Consider the following 17256-nt stretch of genomic DNA (forward strand, 5'->3'; position numbering starts at 1 on the left):
TTTCCCACGGAGTGCGGCATATGGACTCTCCGACGCAATTGAGGGAAGGGCGGTACCGCTGGTCGGCGCTTCCCTAGAGCACGCGCGAGCTCACCAAGCGCTGGGCGAGCAGGGCGAGGGCCGCGACACCCCACAGCACGGGATACCCGCCCGCGGCGAGCACCATGCTGCCGACCGCGGACCCGATGCCGCCTCCCACGAACACGCCAAATCCGATCAGCCCCGTACACAACCCCGCTTGATCGGGGTCGGCGTCCATGGATAGGGTCACGAGCGTCGGCTGCACGAGGATGTAGCCCAGACCCAGGCAGCCGGCAGCACCCAGCGCCGGCACCCACGACGCCGTGACGGCGGATGCCGCAAGCAGCACGGCCGCCGCGATACCGGAGGCCTCCCCCACCGCGATCACGCCCGGCAGCCCCTTGCGCGCACCCAGCGCACCCGAGCAGGCGCCTCCCACGAGGCAGAACACGCCGTACATCATCATGACCAGGCCGGATTGCGTGGAGGAAAGCCCGCACACCTCGTTCAGAAACGTCCCCATCAGGCCGTACACGCCCAAAAACAGAACGCCCGTCGTGCAGGCGAGAAGAAAGACCGCGCGGTGCGGACCGAAAAACAGGCGAAGCGCCGCCCACATGAATCCGAGCACGGGGCGCTCCCGCACGCCCGCATGAGCGGCGGCCTCGATGCCATCGCGATGCCGCGGCGCAGGCTCGCGCAGCGTGAACAACAGCAGCCAGGCGAGGGCGGCGAGCAGGCCGAACGAGACGAACGCGGCGCGCCAGCCCACCGCATCCGTCAGGATGCCGCCGAGACCGGCAGACAGCCCCTGCCCGGTAAACGTGATCCCCATGAGGATGCCGACCGCCCCCGCACGGTTTCGCTGACCTACCACATCCCCCACGAACGCCTGAGACACCGATATGATGCCGGCAGCGAAACAGCCGGTCAGGATGCGCGCAAGCACCAGCGCCGGCAGACTTGGGACCGCCGCGCACAGCAGCGTCCCCACGCAAAGGCCGAGCACGATGATGCGCAGCAGCCTCAGGCGCCCCACGGTGTCGCCCAGCGCGCCGCAGACCGGCTGCAGGGCGCCGTAGGGAACAAGATACGCGGTCAGCACGACCGCCGCGGCGGCCGGCGCCACAGCGAGCGTCTGCGCGATCGCCGGGAGGGCGGGCGAGACGAACCAGTTGTCCGCCGCCGACACGAGCCCGCAGAATCCGAGCGTGGCCACGATGCGCAGCTGCCGCGCGCCCAATCGATCCGAGACGGACTCCCCGTCTTCCCGTTCCTGCGTGCTCCCCTGTTCCATAACGCCGACCACCTGCAACCTATAGCCTGTAGAGATAAAGAGCCCTCGATGAGAGCACCACCGACCGATCGCTTTCACGCGCCGTGCCACCGCGATGAGGCAGATGAGCACGAAGGCGGGGAAGGCGCAGTTGAGCTGCGCCGACGCAGCCTTAAGCCCGCAGGCGTCCGGCACGGGGACGTCCGGCGCGGAATGAATTGGCCAGCGCTTCCCTCAGAATACTCCATTGTCCTCATTCCCGAAGCGTTCAGTCCGTGCGTGAAAGGCGCGGTCGCCACCGCCGTGGCCGCCGCTGTCCGCGAGACGGGTGTCGCCCGCCTGTAGCGGCCCCTTAGCCGTCCCCAGCGGTCTCAATATTTCTTGCGGTCCCTCCCCCGCAATCGTTGGTGCACCTTTGGCATCTTCGTTACCGCAAGGCACATGCCAAAGGTGCACTCGTGGTTTTCAGGCTCTCATTTCCCATGAGATGTGCGCCGCATCGCGTTTAGAGGCCTTTACGAACCCAATCAGAAAACCCGACTGCGCCGCCTTCTTCCCACATCGTGCCTCTCGCTTTGTTGTAGAATATAGAACATTTCAGTTGGTTATATTCGCGGTTGGAGAAAGTCGTGTGCAGCCGAGACAACCTTATCGATACGATCACCGCCCGGGAATGGGAGTTCTTCCAAGAGGTGAATAACGTCGGAGGCCCTGCAAGCTGCCAATCGATGCCCCGCACATTCTCGACGATGCGCCGCGCGCAATACACCTGCTGGGACAGACAGGCACTTGAGAGCTGGCTGGACGATTTGGCCGACTACCGGGCGCGCGGCATGAATCCCGTCACCATCAAGTACGCGCGCATGATGGAATCGACGCATCCGGACGAGTTTGCCTCACTCGCCACCATGCTGCCACCCGTCCCAAATGAAACGCACGAGGCGGTCGAAGAGCTGGTAGGCCTCACGGTCCGCTGGGCAGATGAGCTTGCCCAGCACTACCCGCTCTATATGGGGCGGGGACGGGTGCTGCATACCCGTGACGACACGCCAGACAAGACCTCCGTCGAGACCTATGCCCGCGGAGAGATGTCGACGTACTCACTTCGCACGCTCACCTCCCTGCTCGCCACATACCGCACCGCAGCACAGGAGGGCAGAAACCTTCAGGAACTGATCGCCGTAGCTCAGGTTCATGCCTACGGCTACCAAAGTCTGGATGATGTAGAGCGGGCACTCGCCACGGGGAGCATGGGGGACCGGGGCTTGGACGGCCAGCACGTCTTATAGACCGTACACCGGCAAACCGATACCGCTCGGGTGCATTCGCGCTAAAACCGCAACAAGCCATTGACTTCTTTCTCACTGGTCGTAAGATGGACGTAATTCATATTATGTTCTACATTCCAACAACTCTTGTAGAACACGAATGAGGGAGGCACACATGAAGGATTTCCGATTTGGGATTCCGCAAAATATCGTCTTCGGCACCGGCAGCCTGCAACGCTTGCCCGAGCTGGTCAAGGAACTCGGATCGAAGCATGCGTTCTTGATTTCGGACCGCGGACTTGAGAAGATCGGCACAGTCGGGCACGTTTCGGACATCCTCGAAGATGCCGGCATCACGGTCTCCTCCTATCTCGACGTGCTGCCCAATCCGACCGTCGAGATCGTGGACGCCGCAACCGAGGCGTATAAGGCAAGCGGCGCCGCGTGCTTGGTCGCTCTCGGCGGCGGTAGCCCCATGGATGTTGCCAAGGCCGTCGGCGTGCTCGTGCGCTTTGGGGGCAGCATCACCTCCTACGAGGGCACCGGCAAGGTTCCCGGCGATATCGAACCGCTCATCGCCATTCCCACCACGGCGGGCACTGGCTCTGAGGTCACCCCGTTCTCCGTCATCACCGACGAGGCCCGCAACCACAAGCTGTCCGTATACAGCGCGAAAATTCTGCCCGCATTCGCCCTGCTCGACCCCGAGCTCATCATGACCGCCCCAGCGGGCGTCGCCGCCGCCTGCGGCATCGATGCCATGATTCATGCCTGGGAGGCCTATACATCGCTCGACGCAAACCCGTTCACCGACGCGATGGCAGAGAAGGCCCTGGGGCTCATCGGTGCCAACATCCGCCGTTTCGTGGCCAACCGCGCCGACATCGAGGCCGCTGAGGCCATGATGGTGGGCTCCACGTTCGCCGGCATCGCCTTCGGTTTCGCCCGCTGCGGCGATGTGCACGCCATGAGCCATCCGGTAAGCGCCTTTTTCCACGTCGCGCACGGCATGGCGAACGCCATCCTGCTTCCCACGATCGTCGAGTACAACGCGCTCGCCGACCACGGCCGCTACGAGCGCATCTTCAACTACATCCGCGAGGATCGACATCCCGTCATCGACTTCCGCCCGCAAATGCTCGCCGATGAGGTTCGTCACCTGCTCAAGCAGCTGGACATCCCGGCGACGCTTTCTGAGGTCGGCGTGACGGAAGACAAGATCGAGGCCATGGCCGCCGATGCCATGACGAGCGGCAACATCGCCGTCAATCCCCGACAGACCACCATCAAGGATGTCATCGCACTCTACCGCAAAGCCCTGTAGGCGCGAAGCATCATAGCCGGGCTCAGTACCCCTCTCTTTACCTTTCTCCCCCATTCTCGCCCGGCGGCGCCGGTGCCTGCCTAATTACCGTGCGCCACTCCAGAGCCGCCCGTGCGCTTGACCTTACAGTCGAACGCACGGGCGGCTCTTTGCGGCCTATACGACCTATGAAAAACGCCGGCTGTGCCAAGCTTTTCCGCACAGCCGGCACATGGTGCAAGCAGACTCGGGCGCATGGCGAGACCCCATGCGCGCACTCGATATCACGAGCCGAAACGCTGGCAGTGAGCTATTCCCTCCGGCGTCACCATAGGCTCCATCTGATATCGTCGCACATCCTCGCCGACCGGGCACACGGCGGCACAGATGCCGCATGGCCAGTGATGTGCCCCGACGAGCTCCTCGTGATACTTCGTGCAGGCTATCGCATCCATGTCGTAGACGTCTTGCCCCTGCTGTAAGGCGTGCGTGAAGGCGCGCACCGGACATGACCTGAGGCACTTCTCGCAGTGGATGCAGAGGTCGTGCTCCAACATGGGATCGGGCTCGATCGGCGCGTCGGTCAGAATCGACACGATACGCAGCCGGGGACCGAACTGTGTCGTGACGAGGTTGTGCGAGTCGCCAATCGTGCCCATGCCGGCATAGTAAGCCGCCAGGACATGCGAAAAAGCGGCTCGAGGGTCGTCTTCGAGCACGTTGATGTTGAAATAGCAGTCCCGCGGGAAGTACATCGCCCGATAGCCAAGAGTCGTCACATAGTTCGACAGCAGGTACGCAATATCATCGAGCACCCGGTTGCTTGTATCGTAGAGCTCCTGGTAGACCATCGAAGGCGCGGTCGCCATCATGGGCGCGAAAAGCGGCATCCCGAGCACGACGACACGGCTGGCCCATGGCCAGATGTTGCGAGGCCAAAACTCCGGGTCTTGAACGGGACGCTCCTCCCACGCATCCGCAGAGCAGGTTCTCACGAGGTTTACACCCAGCTCGCGAGCTTTGCCGTATACGGCGCGCTTCACCTCTCCGTCCGCCATATTCGCAGTCCTCCCCTCTCGCAACCGACCCACACGACGCATCGGCTAATCCCAATGGATGTTCTCGCCGCCAACGGTGACGCGAACCTGGGGCGCCAGGCGCTCGCAGGCCTCCACGATCAGCCCGATGCGCTCATCGGTCTTCTTCATCATATCGAGGCCCGTGACCTCGCACTCCTCACCGATCATGGTGTATTTGAGCTCGCCGAGGTTGTGGTAGGGCAGGATGTTCAGATCGGGCTTTCCGGGCAGCTGCGCCATGAAACGGGCGATGGCCTCCGCGTTGGATTCATCGTCGGTGTACCCGGGGATCACCGGATGGCGCACGATGACGCGGCGCCCGCGCTGCTCCATATAGGCGCACAGGCACTCGATGTTCTCCAAGATGAGCTCATTGGGTGCGCCAGTAACCTCGCGATGGCGGGCGGAATCCATATGCTTCAGGTCGACGAACGCTGTGTCGCAGTATGCGGCAAGCGCCTCAAGGTGCTCCCAAGGGCCGAACGCGGAGGTCTCGATGCAGGTGTCGATATAGTCGCGCTTGCACAGGCGCAAGACCTCGGCGGCAACCTCCCACTGCATGAGGACCTCGCCTCCGGACAGGGTGATACCGCTGCGTCCGCGGCGCGTGAAGGTGAGATCGCGGCGCACCTGCTCGTACAAACCCTGGGCATCATAGCGCTCGCCGGCGATCTTTCGGCAGCTGGCGGGACATATGGCGACGCACAGCCCGCAGGCGCTGCAGCGCTCCCAATCCATCTCGACCCTGCCGTCCTCGCCGATCGAGTTCACCTGCTGTTTGCATACGCGCACGCACGCGCCGCAACCCACGCAACGCTCGCGGTTCACGGCGAGCTGCGGGGCGACCGAAAGCCCCCAGGGGTTCGAGCACCATTTGCAGCGCAACGGACAACCCTTGAAAAAAATCATGGTGCGGATACCCGCTCCGTCCGTGTTGCGAAAATGCCCGAAATCGAACACGGTCGCTTCTCGCCCCGAGACGTTGCCCTCTGCCATCGAAAACCTCCTTGCACCGAATGCCGGCGCCCCACGAAAGCCCGCCCGCAGCATGCAGCGGGGGCCACAGGATTATGCTCCCTGCGACCCCCGCATATCCGCTGGTGGACTGCCCTTACCGGTTACGTCATCTCATCAAAACCGAATTTAGAACGTATGCTCCGTACGGTTGATGATGTCGTCCTGCACGCGCTCGGCGATGTCGGTCCAGTAGACACTGTATCCGGCGACACGAACGAGCAGGGTCGGATAGTTCTCGGGGTGCGCCTTGGCGTCGATAAGCGTTCCCTTATCGATGGTGTTGAACTGGACGTGATACACGCCGTAATCGTTCAGCATGGTGCGCACCAGGTTGACGAAGTTATTCATGCCCGCTTCCTTGTAGGTGGGCATCTGATAGGTGGCCTCGGGCAAATCGAGACCGGTCTCGCGAATAGTCTGCATAACACATCACTCCCTTGCTGGACTCTAGACTTCCATCATTTCAGACTGGCTGATCCACATGTTCAGCAGCGTGCCGTTGCTGTACTTCGTATAGTCCAGCTTGCCGTAACTGCGAGCAGCTGCCAGCGGGCCGTGGGTGTCGGCCTGCTGAGAGGCCGACATGGTATCGGAAATGGGGGCGCCGGCAAGACGGCCGTTGGGGGTGGCGCCGGTCATCGCGCCGTAGCCCACGTTGGACTGGACCATCTGGATGGCCGCATCGCAGTAGTTGCCGCGGTACATCTTGAGCTTGTTGGTCGTGTCGCCGAAGAACGACCAGACGCGGCAGGCCACGTCGTCGGCGTAATCGTCGTCGTTGCCGAACTTGGGGGCAGCCATCAGCAGGGCACGGGTATCCTCGTAGCCCACGAAGTTGGCCTCGATGGCGTTGGCCACGCAGCGCAGCGGCACAGCCTTGTCGTCGTAGACGACCTTCTTGATGGCGACCATGGAGTCGACGGCGGTCGCGAAGCCCACCATCTGCATGGTCGGGCCGATGTTGACCTTGGCGCCACCTGCGGTCGCGTCCACACCGCGCTCAAGCGCCCCGTCGAGCAGCATCGTGAAGGTGGGCAGGTTGAACTGTTCGGCCAGAAGCTTCTCGACGATGATCAGGTTGGAGTGGGCCTCCTTGATCGCATACTCGATCTGGGCGAGGCACGCCTGCTCGAACTTCTCGTAGGTATCGAGCGTCTCGGGCTCGCCAGAGGGGAACGTCACGATCTTGCCGCAGTGGGTGCCGTCCACGCCCTTGGCCTTCTTGCCGTTGGTGACGGCAGCGTAGATGCAGCCCGCGACGTTGATGATGCCGGAGTCGGTATGGCCATACTGCATGCCCTCCACGCCGGGCTCGACGCAGCCGATCGGGCTGCCGTACTTCATGATGTCCTGCAGCGAGTAGTTGGAGCGACCGGCGCCCGCGCCACGGGTGGCGAGCATCTTGTAGAGCGTCTCGACATCGAAGAAGCTTGGATGGCCCATGCCGTCGGCGGCGAGCTCGCAGGCCTCGCGCAGCAGCGAATCGGGGGTCTTCTGGTGCAGCAGCAGCGAGACGGCCGGCGACGTGGTGCGAGAATAGCGCATGGCGCGCAGGCACAGGTAGGAGAGCTCATTGGAGGCGTCGCGGCCGTTGGCGTCTAGACCTCCCACGTCCAGATGCGGATAGCGGTAGTAGCCGCCGAAGATGTAGGCCATCTGGGTGGACTGGAACCACACGTTGGAGGTGACCTTGATGTACATCTCCTCGATCAGCTCGAGCGCCTTCTCCGGGGTGAGCGTGCCCGCCTCGATGTCGGCCTTGTAGTAAGGGTACATGTACTGGTCGAAGCGACCCCAGGTGATGGACGGACCGGCACCCTCGACGAACAAGAAGAAGCAGACGGCCCATGCGGTCTCCATGGCATCATGGAAGTTGGTGGCGGGACCCCACGGCACGCGCTTCATCATCGCGGCCATCTCCTCGAGTTCCTTCTTGCGCACGGGATCGGCCTCTTCTTTGGCCTTGAGCAGGCACGAGGCGCTCATGCGGTCGGCCCAGTCGTGGATGGCCTCGCAGACCTCGATGATGCCCTCGTAGAAGTACTTCTTCTCGATGGAGGCGGGATCGTTGGGGTCGAGCTCGGCCAGCAGCTTCTTGGCCTTCTCGTAATACTTCTGGAAACCGTTGGCGATGACGTCGGTCCACGAGGGGATGAAGTGGCTGCCGTTGGCGCAGATGTAATTGGAGACATCGGACACACCGCCGAACTGCGCGCGGTCCCACTCCTCGGGAGTCACGTAGTGCTTCCACTGGGCCGCAGCCGTCTTATCCTTCCAGTACGGCAACAGGTCCTCTTCGAGTTCCTTGTAGTCCTCGTCGGTGACTTCGAACGGATCGTAGGTGCGGTCGCGCAGATTGGGCAGGTCGTCGACCAGCCAGTGCGCATGGAGCTCGATGGCGAAGTTCGCGCCGCGGATGCGCTTGGTGGGCCAGCCCACGAGCTGCTCGTAATCGTACACGGTGTCGGACAGGGTGCGGTAGACCTCAGCGCACGCCTTATAGCGGCGGTACAGCGCAGGGTAGCCCTCGGTCTCGCGATACACCTTGGTGAAGGCACGGGCGCGCGTGATGTCAAGGTTGGGACGGTTGGCGTGGAGCATGCCGTTGAGCTCCTGGGTGCGCTTGGTGGAGCCCGTCTTGGCGACGGTGCCGGCGCGCAGCTCGTTACCGAGCTTGGCGCCTCCCTCGACGACCTTGACCTCGATGGTTTCCTCGGCCATGATGTTCCTCCTCTTTCTTGTGATCTGGCAGGTCGCAACCTGCAAGCTTCAGACATGCGGGGACGGGCTCACTCGTCTCGCCTGCGGCCACGCATGTCAACATTACCTAAGGATTAATCCTGCTGCGGTTTCGGAAGCTGGAACTTTCCGGTCTTCTGGTTAATGAAGTTCAAGCCCTCGTTGCAGATGAGGCCCAGAAGCGTGCCGCCGCAGAGCGTGAGCGCCAGAATCGGAAAGGCGGCGAAGTTGTAGAAGCCTCCCACCGAGGTCGCACCCGGGCCCAAGATGGAGATGGTCAGATTCGACAGCCAAAACGCGTTGGAGATGGCGCCGAAGTGGGCGGGCACGACGGAAAACGGAAGCTTGGACAGAACCGTGAAGTGAAGGGCGCACTCGACGGTGCAGACGATCGCTACGATCAGGGCGATGTTCACCCACGGGTCGACGCCCATGGCGGAGAGCTGGTCCATAATCCACAGGTAGACCATCGACCACAGCAGGCCAACGAGGTAGCTGGAGATGTAACGCCAGAAATCCTCACGCTTGGCACCCGCCGTGAAATAGATGGGGAGCGCCGTGAAGGTACCGTAGACGATCTGGTAGCCCGGCAGGACGTTCTCGGACGTGAAGGTCCCGACCGTATACAGGTAGACCAAACAATAGATGCCGGACAGGACGCTGATCCAAATCGCCCAATTGATATATCCCTTATTGTTCATGGGTGTCTCTTTCTCGCGGAGTTCCGAGCGGGATCCCTGCACGTACCTCTTTGTACGTCGTAATTCATTCTATGTTCTACATACGATTAAGGAGCAGGGTTTAGGCGAGCGGTACGATTCGTGAGGTATACGGTCGAAGCGCAGGTCAGAGACTATGTTTCAAATTCATGTACACGAATGTTCCGTATAGAACGACTGCCTGCAACCCTCCCAAAGGGGTCTGCAGGCAGCCGTGGCATGCTTTACTCTTGTGACGGGCTGAAGCGTCGGCGCAGTATGCGCCCTTGACGCCCCGAGTGCCCGGTATAGTTCGCCTAGTCGAGCGCCGGATGGTCGTTTTCCTGCTCGACCGTATAATAGGTCAACAGGACGCAATCCGGCAGGCGGACGGCATCGCACACGAAGATCTTCTTGGTCATCCAGGCGAGCGACTCGTCGTACACCTCGAACGTGGGCGTCGTGACGTAGTAGAACTGCTTGGGGTCGACCGCGCCGCCCGCCTTGACCGTCTCCACCAGCTCGTCCGGCACCGCGCGGATGCCCTCGACGTGGATGTAGACGGCGCGCCCGTCATCGAGCTTGAAACCGTAGGAGGCGTTGATCTCGGTCACCCCGTCGTCGCGCACAAGCTGGTGATCGATGCCGGCGCACATCATGGTGCCATGGAAATCGGGGCCGGTGAGCTCGCCTTGGGGGCACGGCACGAGGATACGCCTCCCGGCTCCGGCGAAGTCGGTGCCCACGACCTCGGAGGGGGCGACCAGGTCGAGACGGACCTCAAACTGCTTCTTCAGGGACAAAGACATGGTTCTTCCTTTCTTGATTTCAGGTAGGTCTATCGCCTAAGGGCGCCGCCGCGCACGGAGGCATCGGGTGCGCGACGGAGCCCAGGGGCATCTGATGGACTACGCGAGTGCGTAGGCGGCATCGGCGCCGGAGCGGATGTTGGTCGGGATGCGACCGAGCGCGGCCGCGTCGCCGACCGGCACCACGCGCTCGAAGGCAGCCTCAAAGGCCTCGATGACCGCAGGGTCTGCACGGATGCCCATCGACAGGATCACCGCGTCGCAATCCATACGCACGTCGGTGTCGGATGCAAGGTCGCGGACGTCGATGCCGCCCTCGTCGATCAAAACGAGCTGGTGCTCGTAGTGGATCTGGACGCCGTCGGTGAACGCATCGCCGAAGGACAGCTTGTCGGCGATACCGAGCGGCTTTTCGGGCAGCATCTCGATTACATGGACCTCGTTTCCGCCCAACGCCAGCATGTGCGCCGTCTCGATGCCCGTCATACCGCCCCCGATAATGGCGAGGCGCTTGTCGCAGAAGCGGACCTTGCGGTTGAGCACGTCGCGCACGCGGACGACGTTGGGCCCGTGGATGCCGGGGATACGACCTGGCACGACCTCGTTGGTGCCGGTCGCCACGAAGACCGCATATGGGTTGATCTGCGACACGACCTCAGGGGTCGCCTCGACGCCCAGTCGCACCTCGACGCCCAGACGGCGCAGCTGGCGCTCGTAATAATCGATGATCCAGGCGAGGCGCTCCTTGTGCGGGGGCTTGGCGGCAAGGTCGACCAGGCCGCCCAGATGGGTGCTGCGCTCGAAGACGGTCGGCGCGAAACCGCGCCCAGCGAGCACGACCGCCGCCTCGAGACCGGACACGCCCGCACCGACGATAGCCACGCGGCGGCCATCCCCATCGTGCACCAACTCGGGGTGGGCGCGCTCCGAGCGGCACCAGGGGTTCACGGTACAACCGGGAATCGAGTCATCCTCGGGCACCGGCGTGAAGCAGTACAGGCAGCTCACGCAGTAGCGCAGCTCATCCTCACGGCCGGTCGCGCACTTGACGGGGAACTCGGGGTCTGCGTACAGCTCGCGACCGAGCGCGATGATATCGGCCTTGCCGTCGCGTATGAGCTCGTGCATATAGTCGGGATGGCGAATGTTGCCGCAGGTCGCGACGGGGACCGAAACGCGTTCCTTCACCGCTGCGGCGAAGTCGACCTTCCAGCCCTCCGGACGGTGCCCGTTATCCGACATGTACTGGTAGCCCACGAGCGCGCCGCCCGCGTTCACCGTGAACATAGTGGCGCCGGCCTTCTCGAGGATGGCCGCGGCCTCAGCGGCGCGATCCGCCGTGATGCCGCCCGTTGTGCAGTCCGAGCCTTGAAGCTTGACGATCACGGTGAACGTGTTGTCGCACAGCTCGCGGTCGATGCGCTCGATGACGTTTTTGGCAAACCGTGTTGCGTTCTCGATGGTATCAGAACCGTACTCGTCGGTACGATGGTTGAAAAAGGGGCTCAGCAGCTGAGAGGCGAGATAGGTGTGCGCCATATGGAACTCGACGCCATCGGCGCCTGCCGCCTTGGCCCGACGCGCCGCATCCACGAAGCGACCCTCAAGCGCGCGCAGCTCCTCGGTCGTGAAGTCGTCGACCATCGATTTCAATCCGTCGGGCGTCGCGTAGCAACCGGAGTGCCAGATCTGGAACATGATGAGCGCGCCTTCGCCATGCACCGCATCGACCACGCGGGCGAGCTGCCCGATCGCCTCATCGGTTGCAAGCGAGGGGTTGAAGGTTCCCATGAAGATAGGCGGGTCCTGTGGCTCCACCAGCGGGATGATGCCGGGCACGACAAGCGATGCCCCGCCCGCGGCAATCGTGCGGTAGAACTCGACGTAGCGGTCAGAAACCGTCCCGTCGCCCGCGCAGATGTACTCGGCCATGGCCGACTTGGTGATGCGGTTGCGCAGCGTGTGCGGGCCCACCCTCACCGGTTCGAGAAAACTATATCCCATGATGCCTCCTTACAGGATATAAAACTATTCGCACAGCGCTATGCCATGCGGTTGTACACGATGACCTCGTCGGTGCTTTTCTTGGGCGAGCGCTTCCCCTCTCTGGCGGGATAGCCGACCGTGGCGACGGCGACCACCATGAAGTCGTCGGGGATGTTCAGCACCTCGCACACCTTCTCGGGGTAGAACCAGCCGAGCCAACAGAAACCCAGGCCCTGCTCGATGGCCTCGAGTGTCATGTAGCTCATGCCGATGGTGCAGTCCACGGTGCGCGCGCTCTGGCCGCAGACCATGGTGCGGTCGCCCTCGGAGCAGGCGACGAGGATGAGCGGCGCGGTCCCCACCCAGGCCACGTCCTTGCAGGCGGGCACCATCTGGGCAATCAATTCGGGATCGGTGACGGCGATCAAGCGCCACTTCTGCTCGTTAGAAGCTGTCGGCGCCAGGCGGCCCGCCTCCATGATGGCCTCGATTTTCTCCGGCTCCACCGCGCGCAGGGCATATGTGCGCACGCTCCAGCGGGCCTGGATCGCATCCATTACGTTCATATCAAACCCCTTTGTTGCCGATACCGATCAATTCGCCTGAGCCGCCAGCGCCGCATCGCGGTTCCCCACCAAGGTCGCATAGGCACCGCCTTCGCCAAAGGCCCGACGGTAAGCATCGGCCGCCTTGCCGTACGAATCCGCCGCCGCCGCGAAATCGCCGCGTCGATAGGCGATGCGCGCCGATGCGGCGAGCGCTGCCGACAGGTCCACACCTCCCGTATCGCCGGAGCAGGTCGCGACCGCGCGGTCGGCGAATGCCTGCGCTTCATCCAAATCCCCCTGCTCGATTGCGAGGTCCGCCAGATTCGAGCAGGTGGCACCAACGGCTGCCGTCGCATCGGGCAGGGCCTCGGCGATGGTGAGCGCCTCGGTCAGATAGTGCCGCGCAGAGGCGAGGTCGCCTTTGGCGCGATAGGTGAGCCCCAGGTTGTTGGCTAGGCTCGCCTGACGGAAGTCGCCGGGCTCGATCTCGCGCGCATAGATGTCGCGCACCTGCAAGAAGAGCCGTTCCGCCTCATCGAGCCGCCCCATGGCGCGGCAGGCGTTGGCGATGTTCAGCGCAAAAGTCGCATACACGGGGCCGTCCTTAAGGTCGAGGGCGCGCAGCTCGCGCAGAAGGGCCTTGCGCACGGAATCGCATGCCTCGAAATCGCCGGCTGTGCGGTAATGGCCGAGCAGCTCGTTCAAGACCGTCGCGCGATCCTCGTGGTTGCGCTCATCGGACCACGCCTCGTCGAGCGCGGCGCGCAGATAGGTCTCCGCCCCCGCGGCGTCGTGCGCGGCATAGCGGGCGTCAAGTTCCTGATAGAAGGTTTGATCGAGCATGGCTCCTCCTTAGCTGCGAGTTCGTACGGCGCCGGTGCGCGCGGGCGTACGGCCCCCGGCATACAGACCGACGAGCATGATGACAAGGCAGACGGCTACACCCAGAAACAACGGGTCGAACGGCAGGCCGATCAGATTGCCTGCGATGACGGCGACCGGCCCCATGATCACGCTCGCCAAGCCCCAGCCGCTGTGGATCTTGCCCGGGGCGAATAGTGCGAACGTGAACGGGATGAAGATCACCGCGCCGCGCAGGCCCATCGACAAAAATCCGAAGTCGTTGATCATCGAGCCCGGCAGGGCGAGCGCCGCCGCACCGGCGAGCACGAGCACGATGACGATGAGCGAGCGCGTGACGACGAGCTTGAAGATGGGGTCGCGCAGACGGTCCACCATATGGGACAAAAGGTCCTCCACGACGACCGTGGCCACGCCGAGCGAGAGGCCAGAGCCGCCACCGACCGTCGCGATGAAGAAGGCGCCCAGAGCGATGCCACCCGCGAGCTGGGGCAGGAAGTGGATGACGAACTGCGGGAACACCTGGGCGGTGGAATCGATGACGAACACGCCCTCGGGTACCGCCTGGCCGATCGCCGCGAGCGCAGCCGCCTCGTCGGCCGTCACGCATACGCCGCGCATGAACAGACCAATCAGGATGCAGGCGATGCCGATGGGCGGGATGAGCGCAGCCGAGAGCAAAGCTCCCTTGCGCGCCGCCCCATCGGACTTGGCGGCCCAAATCGCCGAGGCGTAGGACTGGGTCGAAATCACGCCGAGCACGAGCGAGAGACCGGAGCCCAAATCCTTGAACGGTCCGCGCGCAACAAGCGACAGGAAGCGGCCCGGGATATCCTCCGCGCCGGCGATCCCCGACAGCGCGCCCAAGTCCGTGCCGGCGAGCGCCGTGGTCACGCCGCCCAGGACCCCAGCGGGTCCGCCCGCCAGCATGAGGACGACACCGGCGCCCACGATGCAGGAGGCGTACAGCAGAACCAGCTTCACCACTCCGCCGATGCCCGCTCCCCATACGCCGCCGAAGATGACATAGACTGCCATGATGGTGCCGGCGATGAGCGCGGCGGCGAGTGCCGGCATGGGAAAGAGCGTCGTGATGAGCGCCGATGCGGAGATCATCTGGGAGATGACCGAGATGAAGATGCCGACAGCGGAAAAAATCGAGGCGACGAAGTCGATCCGCTCGCCGTACTCGGCAACCACTGCACCCACAAGCGTCGTCGACGACGTGGCACGCATGCGCACAGCATAGGCGAGACCCAAGATCAAACATCCGATGCCTGATCCCAGCGTGAACCACCACGCAGCGAGCCCGTAGCTGAAGGCGAGCTGCGCGGTGCCGACCGTCGCCTGGCCGCTCACGAGCGTGCCCATGATCGTGCCCGCCACGACCGCCGTGCCGGCGCGGCCGCCGCCCGTCGTGAAGTCCGACGCATCCGAGACCTTGCGTCCCGACCAGGCGCCCACCGCGGCGATCAGGATAAGCACCGCGACGATGCCCACGATATGCCCGATTCCGATATTCATCCGAACACGACCTCCTCGATCGCCTCGGGACGCAGCCCTAAAGCCGCCTCCCCCCTATGCCACCGCGGGAGCGGTCTCGTAGAGCTTGTCGAATCCCGGAAAGACCGGCTCGCCGGTATAGGTCTTGGGCTCCTCGATACCGTCGAGCACGCGGATCGCTCCGGCGGCGAGCGCCTCCATCTCGAACTCGCCCGGATACACATCGACCGGCGCGATCCACCCGGCTTGGGCGGAGATGAGCGCGCACATGCGCTCTGAGTAGGCGATACCGCCGGTCAGAACGATGCCATCCACCGCTCCGCGCATCACGTTCGCCATCGCGGCGATGTCCTTGCCGATCTGATAGGCGGTCGTGCGGTAGACGAGCTCCGCGTAGGCGTCCCCATCATCGATGCGAGCCTCGACCTCGCGCGCGTCCGAGGTACCCAGATGCGCGACCCAACCGCCGCGCTTCATGACCTCTTCGATCATCTGTTCGCGCGTCCGCGTTCCTGAATAGCACAGCTCGATCACGTCGGCGAGCGGTGCGGTGCCGCTGCGGGTGGGCGCCATGCGACCCTCTCCGCGCGTGGAGTCGACGGTGTCGACCATCTTGCCGCGCTCGTGCGCGGTGACCGAGATGCCGCCGCCCAGATGGGCAACGACCAGATTGACCTCCTCGTAGGAGCGCCCATGGTCGACGGCCCAGCGGCGCGCAACGGCCCGTTGGTTCAACGGATGGCCGCGGCTCGTGCGCAGGATCTCGACGAACCCGGTCATGCGCGCCTCCTCGCGAAACTCATCGACCGAGCTCGCATCGACCACGAAGGCGCGGGCGCCGTATTCGTTTGCGAAATCGCGCGCCAAAAGCGGGCCCAGGTTGCCGGGATGCTTGGAGCCCGGCCCGATCTTGCCGTGCTCGTACATGACGTCGCCCACCTCGAACACGCCGCCCGGCATGGCGAGCAGACCCGTGCAGATGGCGGAGAACGCATCGGCCGTCGCGGGGTCGATACCCTCGGCGTCGAGCATCTCGGCGATCATCCGGCGCCGATAGGGCAGCTGATCGACGATGCGCTCGAAGCCGGCGAGCTCGTCAGCAGGATGGTCAATCGTGCGCTGGAACACGCGCGCGTCCCCGTCATAGACGGCTACCTTGGTGGACGTCGACCCGGGATTCAAGACGATGATACGGTGCATGATGCCCCCTTATGCCGCCAGGCCGCGCGCGATGAGACGCGCGAGCGCAATCGTGTAGAGTTTGGATTCCGCAGAGCTGGCACGGCTCGTCAGGGCCACCGGGGCCTTAGCGCCCACGATGACGCCGGCCTTCTTGGCGCGCCCGAAGTACTCGGCCGCCTTGACGAGCATGTTGCCCGCCTCGATATCGGGCACGAGCAGGATGTCCGCCACGCCCGCCACGGGAGAGTCGATTCCCTTATGGTGCGCCGCCTCGACGGACACGGCGTTATCGAACTGGAGCGGACCGTCCACGATGCAGCCGGAGATCTCGCCCTCTGCGTTCATGCGCGCGAGCTCGGCCGCCTCGACGGTGCAGGGCATCTTCTCGTTCACCTTCTCGACTGCGCAGAGCGCCGCGACCTTGGGGCACGCATTGCCCAGCGCATGGGCGACCCGGACGGCGTTGCGCACGAGGTCTACCTTCTGCTCCAGCGTGGGCGAGACGGTCATGGCGGCGTCCGTCACATGGAAGAGCCGGTCGAAGCCGGGCACCTCGAGCACGAGGTCATGGCTGATCGTGCCGCCGAGGCGCAGGCCGTTGTCGCGGTTCAGAATCGCGCGCATGACGACCGCGGTGTCGACGATGCCCTTCATGATGAAATCGGCATCGCCGTCGCGCACCATGCGCGCGGCGACCTGGCATGCCTCCGCCTTGTCAGGCTCCTCGACAATCGCATACGTAGTCGGGTCCGCCCCGAGCTCTTCCAGAATTTGAGCGATTTTCTTGGCATCACCTACGAGCACCGGGTCTGCGATGCCTGCATCTGCAGCCTTGACCACGGCATCGAGCACGTAGGAATCCTGCGCCACCGCCACGGCGAGCCGCCCGGGCTCACCTTCGCACGCCGCCGTCAGCAGCTCCTCCATCGAATGCACCATCAGCGGCCTCCTTTCCCGCACAGGCGG

At 63.8% G+C, this 17256-nt stretch carries 15 protein-coding genes; 2 read left to right on the top strand and 13 right to left on the bottom strand.

Annotated features, from left to right (window positions below; all coding sequences use genetic code 11):
• Positions 1–73: 73 nt before the first annotated feature.
• Complete coding sequence (locus BN3789_RS03080) at positions 74–1318, bottom strand: MFS transporter (RefSeq protein WP_079989050.1); 1245 nt, start codon at positions 1316–1318, stop codon at positions 74–76.
• Positions 1319–1926: 608 nt separating this feature from the next.
• Between BN3789_RS03080 and BN3789_RS03085 the strand changes: the two genes are divergently transcribed.
• Together BN3789_RS03085 and BN3789_RS03090 are read left to right on the top strand one after the other, a co-directional pair.
• Entirely contained in the window at positions 1927–2586 is a 660-nt protein-coding gene (locus BN3789_RS03085; protein WP_066829769.1) for a DUF4125 family protein, read from the top strand.
• Between the two features lie 154 nt (positions 2587–2740).
• Entirely contained in the window at positions 2741–3889 is a 1149-nt protein-coding gene (locus tag BN3789_RS03090) for an iron-containing alcohol dehydrogenase (RefSeq protein ID WP_066829773.1), read from the top strand.
• A gap of 263 nt (positions 3890–4152) precedes the next feature.
• Here the strand turns inward: BN3789_RS03090 and BN3789_RS03095 are convergent, their stop codons facing one another.
• The 12 genes from BN3789_RS03095 to BN3789_RS03150 form a co-directional block, all read right to left on the bottom strand.
• Entirely contained in the window at positions 4153–4926 is a 774-nt protein-coding gene (locus BN3789_RS03095; protein ID WP_066829776.1) for a 4Fe-4S dicluster domain-containing protein, read from the bottom strand.
• A gap of 45 nt (positions 4927–4971) precedes the next feature.
• Positions 4972–5943, bottom strand: coding sequence for a glycyl-radical enzyme activating protein (locus BN3789_RS03100; RefSeq protein ID WP_066829779.1), 972 nt, complete (start codon positions 5941–5943; stop codon positions 4972–4974).
• A 147-nt stretch (positions 5944–6090) separates the two neighbouring features.
• Positions 6091–6387, bottom strand: a complete 297-nt coding sequence (locus BN3789_RS03105) for a glycine radical domain-containing protein (protein WP_066829782.1) — start codon at positions 6385–6387, stop codon at positions 6091–6093.
• Positions 6388–6411: 24 nt separating this feature from the next.
• Entirely contained in the window at positions 6412–8685 is a 2274-nt protein-coding gene (locus tag BN3789_RS03110) for a pyruvate formate lyase family protein (protein WP_066829785.1), read from the bottom strand.
• 113 nt (positions 8686–8798) lie between these two features.
• Positions 8799–9404, bottom strand: a complete 606-nt coding sequence (locus BN3789_RS03115; RefSeq protein WP_066829787.1) for a DUF1097 family protein — start codon at positions 9402–9404, stop codon at positions 8799–8801.
• A 314-nt stretch (positions 9405–9718) separates the two neighbouring features.
• Positions 9719–10210: a DUF3237 family protein gene (locus BN3789_RS03120; protein WP_066829790.1), complete on the bottom strand. Its 492-nt coding sequence runs from the start codon at positions 10208–10210 to the stop codon at positions 9719–9721.
• A 99-nt stretch (positions 10211–10309) separates the two neighbouring features.
• Positions 10310–12214: an oxidoreductase gene (locus BN3789_RS03125; RefSeq protein ID WP_066829793.1), complete on the bottom strand. Its 1905-nt coding sequence runs from the start codon at positions 12212–12214 to the stop codon at positions 10310–10312.
• A 38-nt stretch (positions 12215–12252) separates the two neighbouring features.
• A complete protein-coding gene (locus tag BN3789_RS03130) occupies positions 12253–12762 on the bottom strand; it encodes a nitroreductase family protein (RefSeq protein WP_066829796.1) in 510 nt (169 codons plus the stop codon).
• Positions 12763–12789: 27 nt separating this feature from the next.
• Positions 12790–13587 (bottom strand): tetratricopeptide repeat protein, encoded by a 798-nt coding sequence (locus BN3789_RS03135; protein WP_066829799.1) that lies wholly within the window; start codon positions 13585–13587, stop codon positions 12790–12792.
• Between the two features lie 9 nt (positions 13588–13596).
• On the bottom strand, positions 13597–15129 hold the full coding sequence (locus BN3789_RS03140) for a sodium:solute symporter family protein (RefSeq protein WP_066829802.1): 1533 nt from the start codon (positions 15127–15129) through the stop codon (positions 13597–13599).
• A gap of 54 nt (positions 15130–15183) precedes the next feature.
• Positions 15184–16308 carry a butyrate kinase gene (gene buk / locus BN3789_RS03145; protein ID WP_066829805.1) on the bottom strand — a complete coding sequence of 375 codons (1125 nt, stop codon included), beginning with the start codon at positions 16306–16308 and terminating at the stop codon, positions 15184–15186.
• A 9-nt stretch (positions 16309–16317) separates the two neighbouring features.
• Positions 16318–17229 (bottom strand): bifunctional enoyl-CoA hydratase/phosphate acetyltransferase, encoded by a 912-nt coding sequence (locus BN3789_RS03150; RefSeq protein WP_066829808.1) that lies wholly within the window; start codon positions 17227–17229, stop codon positions 16318–16320.
• Between the last annotated feature and the right edge of the window lie 27 nt (positions 17230–17256).

This window comes from Collinsella ihumii (assembly GCF_900046475.1).
GTDB lineage: Bacteria > Actinomycetota > Coriobacteriia > Coriobacteriales > Coriobacteriaceae > Collinsella > Collinsella ihumii.

Bases quoted from the DNA above. Each gene is read 5' to 3' on its own strand.
- BN3789_RS03080 (WP_079989050.1), bottom strand. From the start codon at position 1,318: ATGGAACAGGGGAGCACGCAGGAACGGGAAGACGGGGAGTCCGTCTCG.
- BN3789_RS03090 (WP_066829773.1), top strand. From the start codon at position 2,741: ATGAAGGATTTCCGATTTGGGATTCCGCAAAATATCGTCTTCGGCACC.
- BN3789_RS03095 (WP_066829776.1), bottom strand. From the start codon at position 4,926: ATGGCGGACGGAGAGGTGAAGCGCGCCGTATACGGCAAAGCTCGCGAG.
- BN3789_RS03100 (WP_066829779.1), bottom strand. From the start codon at position 5,943: ATGGCAGAGGGCAACGTCTCGGGGCGAGAAGCGACCGTGTTCGATTTC.
- BN3789_RS03105 (WP_066829782.1), bottom strand. From the start codon at position 6,387: ATGCAGACTATTCGCGAGACCGGTCTCGATTTGCCCGAGGCCACCTAT.
- BN3789_RS03110 (WP_066829785.1), bottom strand. From the start codon at position 8,685: ATGGCCGAGGAAACCATCGAGGTCAAGGTCGTCGAGGGAGGCGCCAAG.
- BN3789_RS03115 (WP_066829787.1), bottom strand. From the start codon at position 9,404: ATGAACAATAAGGGATATATCAATTGGGCGATTTGGATCAGCGTCCTG.
- BN3789_RS03120 (WP_066829790.1), bottom strand. From the start codon at position 10,210: ATGTCTTTGTCCCTGAAGAAGCAGTTTGAGGTCCGTCTCGACCTGGTC.
- BN3789_RS03125 (WP_066829793.1), bottom strand. From the start codon at position 12,214: ATGGGATATAGTTTTCTCGAACCGGTGAGGGTGGGCCCGCACACGCTG.
- BN3789_RS03130 (WP_066829796.1), bottom strand. From the start codon at position 12,762: ATGAACGTAATGGATGCGATCCAGGCCCGCTGGAGCGTGCGCACATAT.
- BN3789_RS03135 (WP_066829799.1), bottom strand. From the start codon at position 13,587: ATGCTCGATCAAACCTTCTATCAGGAACTTGACGCCCGCTATGCCGCG.
- BN3789_RS03140 (WP_066829802.1), bottom strand. From the start codon at position 15,129: ATGAATATCGGAATCGGGCATATCGTGGGCATCGTCGCGGTGCTTATC.
- buk (WP_066829805.1), bottom strand. From the start codon at position 16,308: ATGCACCGTATCATCGTCTTGAATCCCGGGTCGACGTCCACCAAGGTA.
- BN3789_RS03150 (WP_066829808.1), bottom strand. From the start codon at position 17,229: ATGGTGCATTCGATGGAGGAGCTGCTGACGGCGGCGTGCGAAGGTGAG.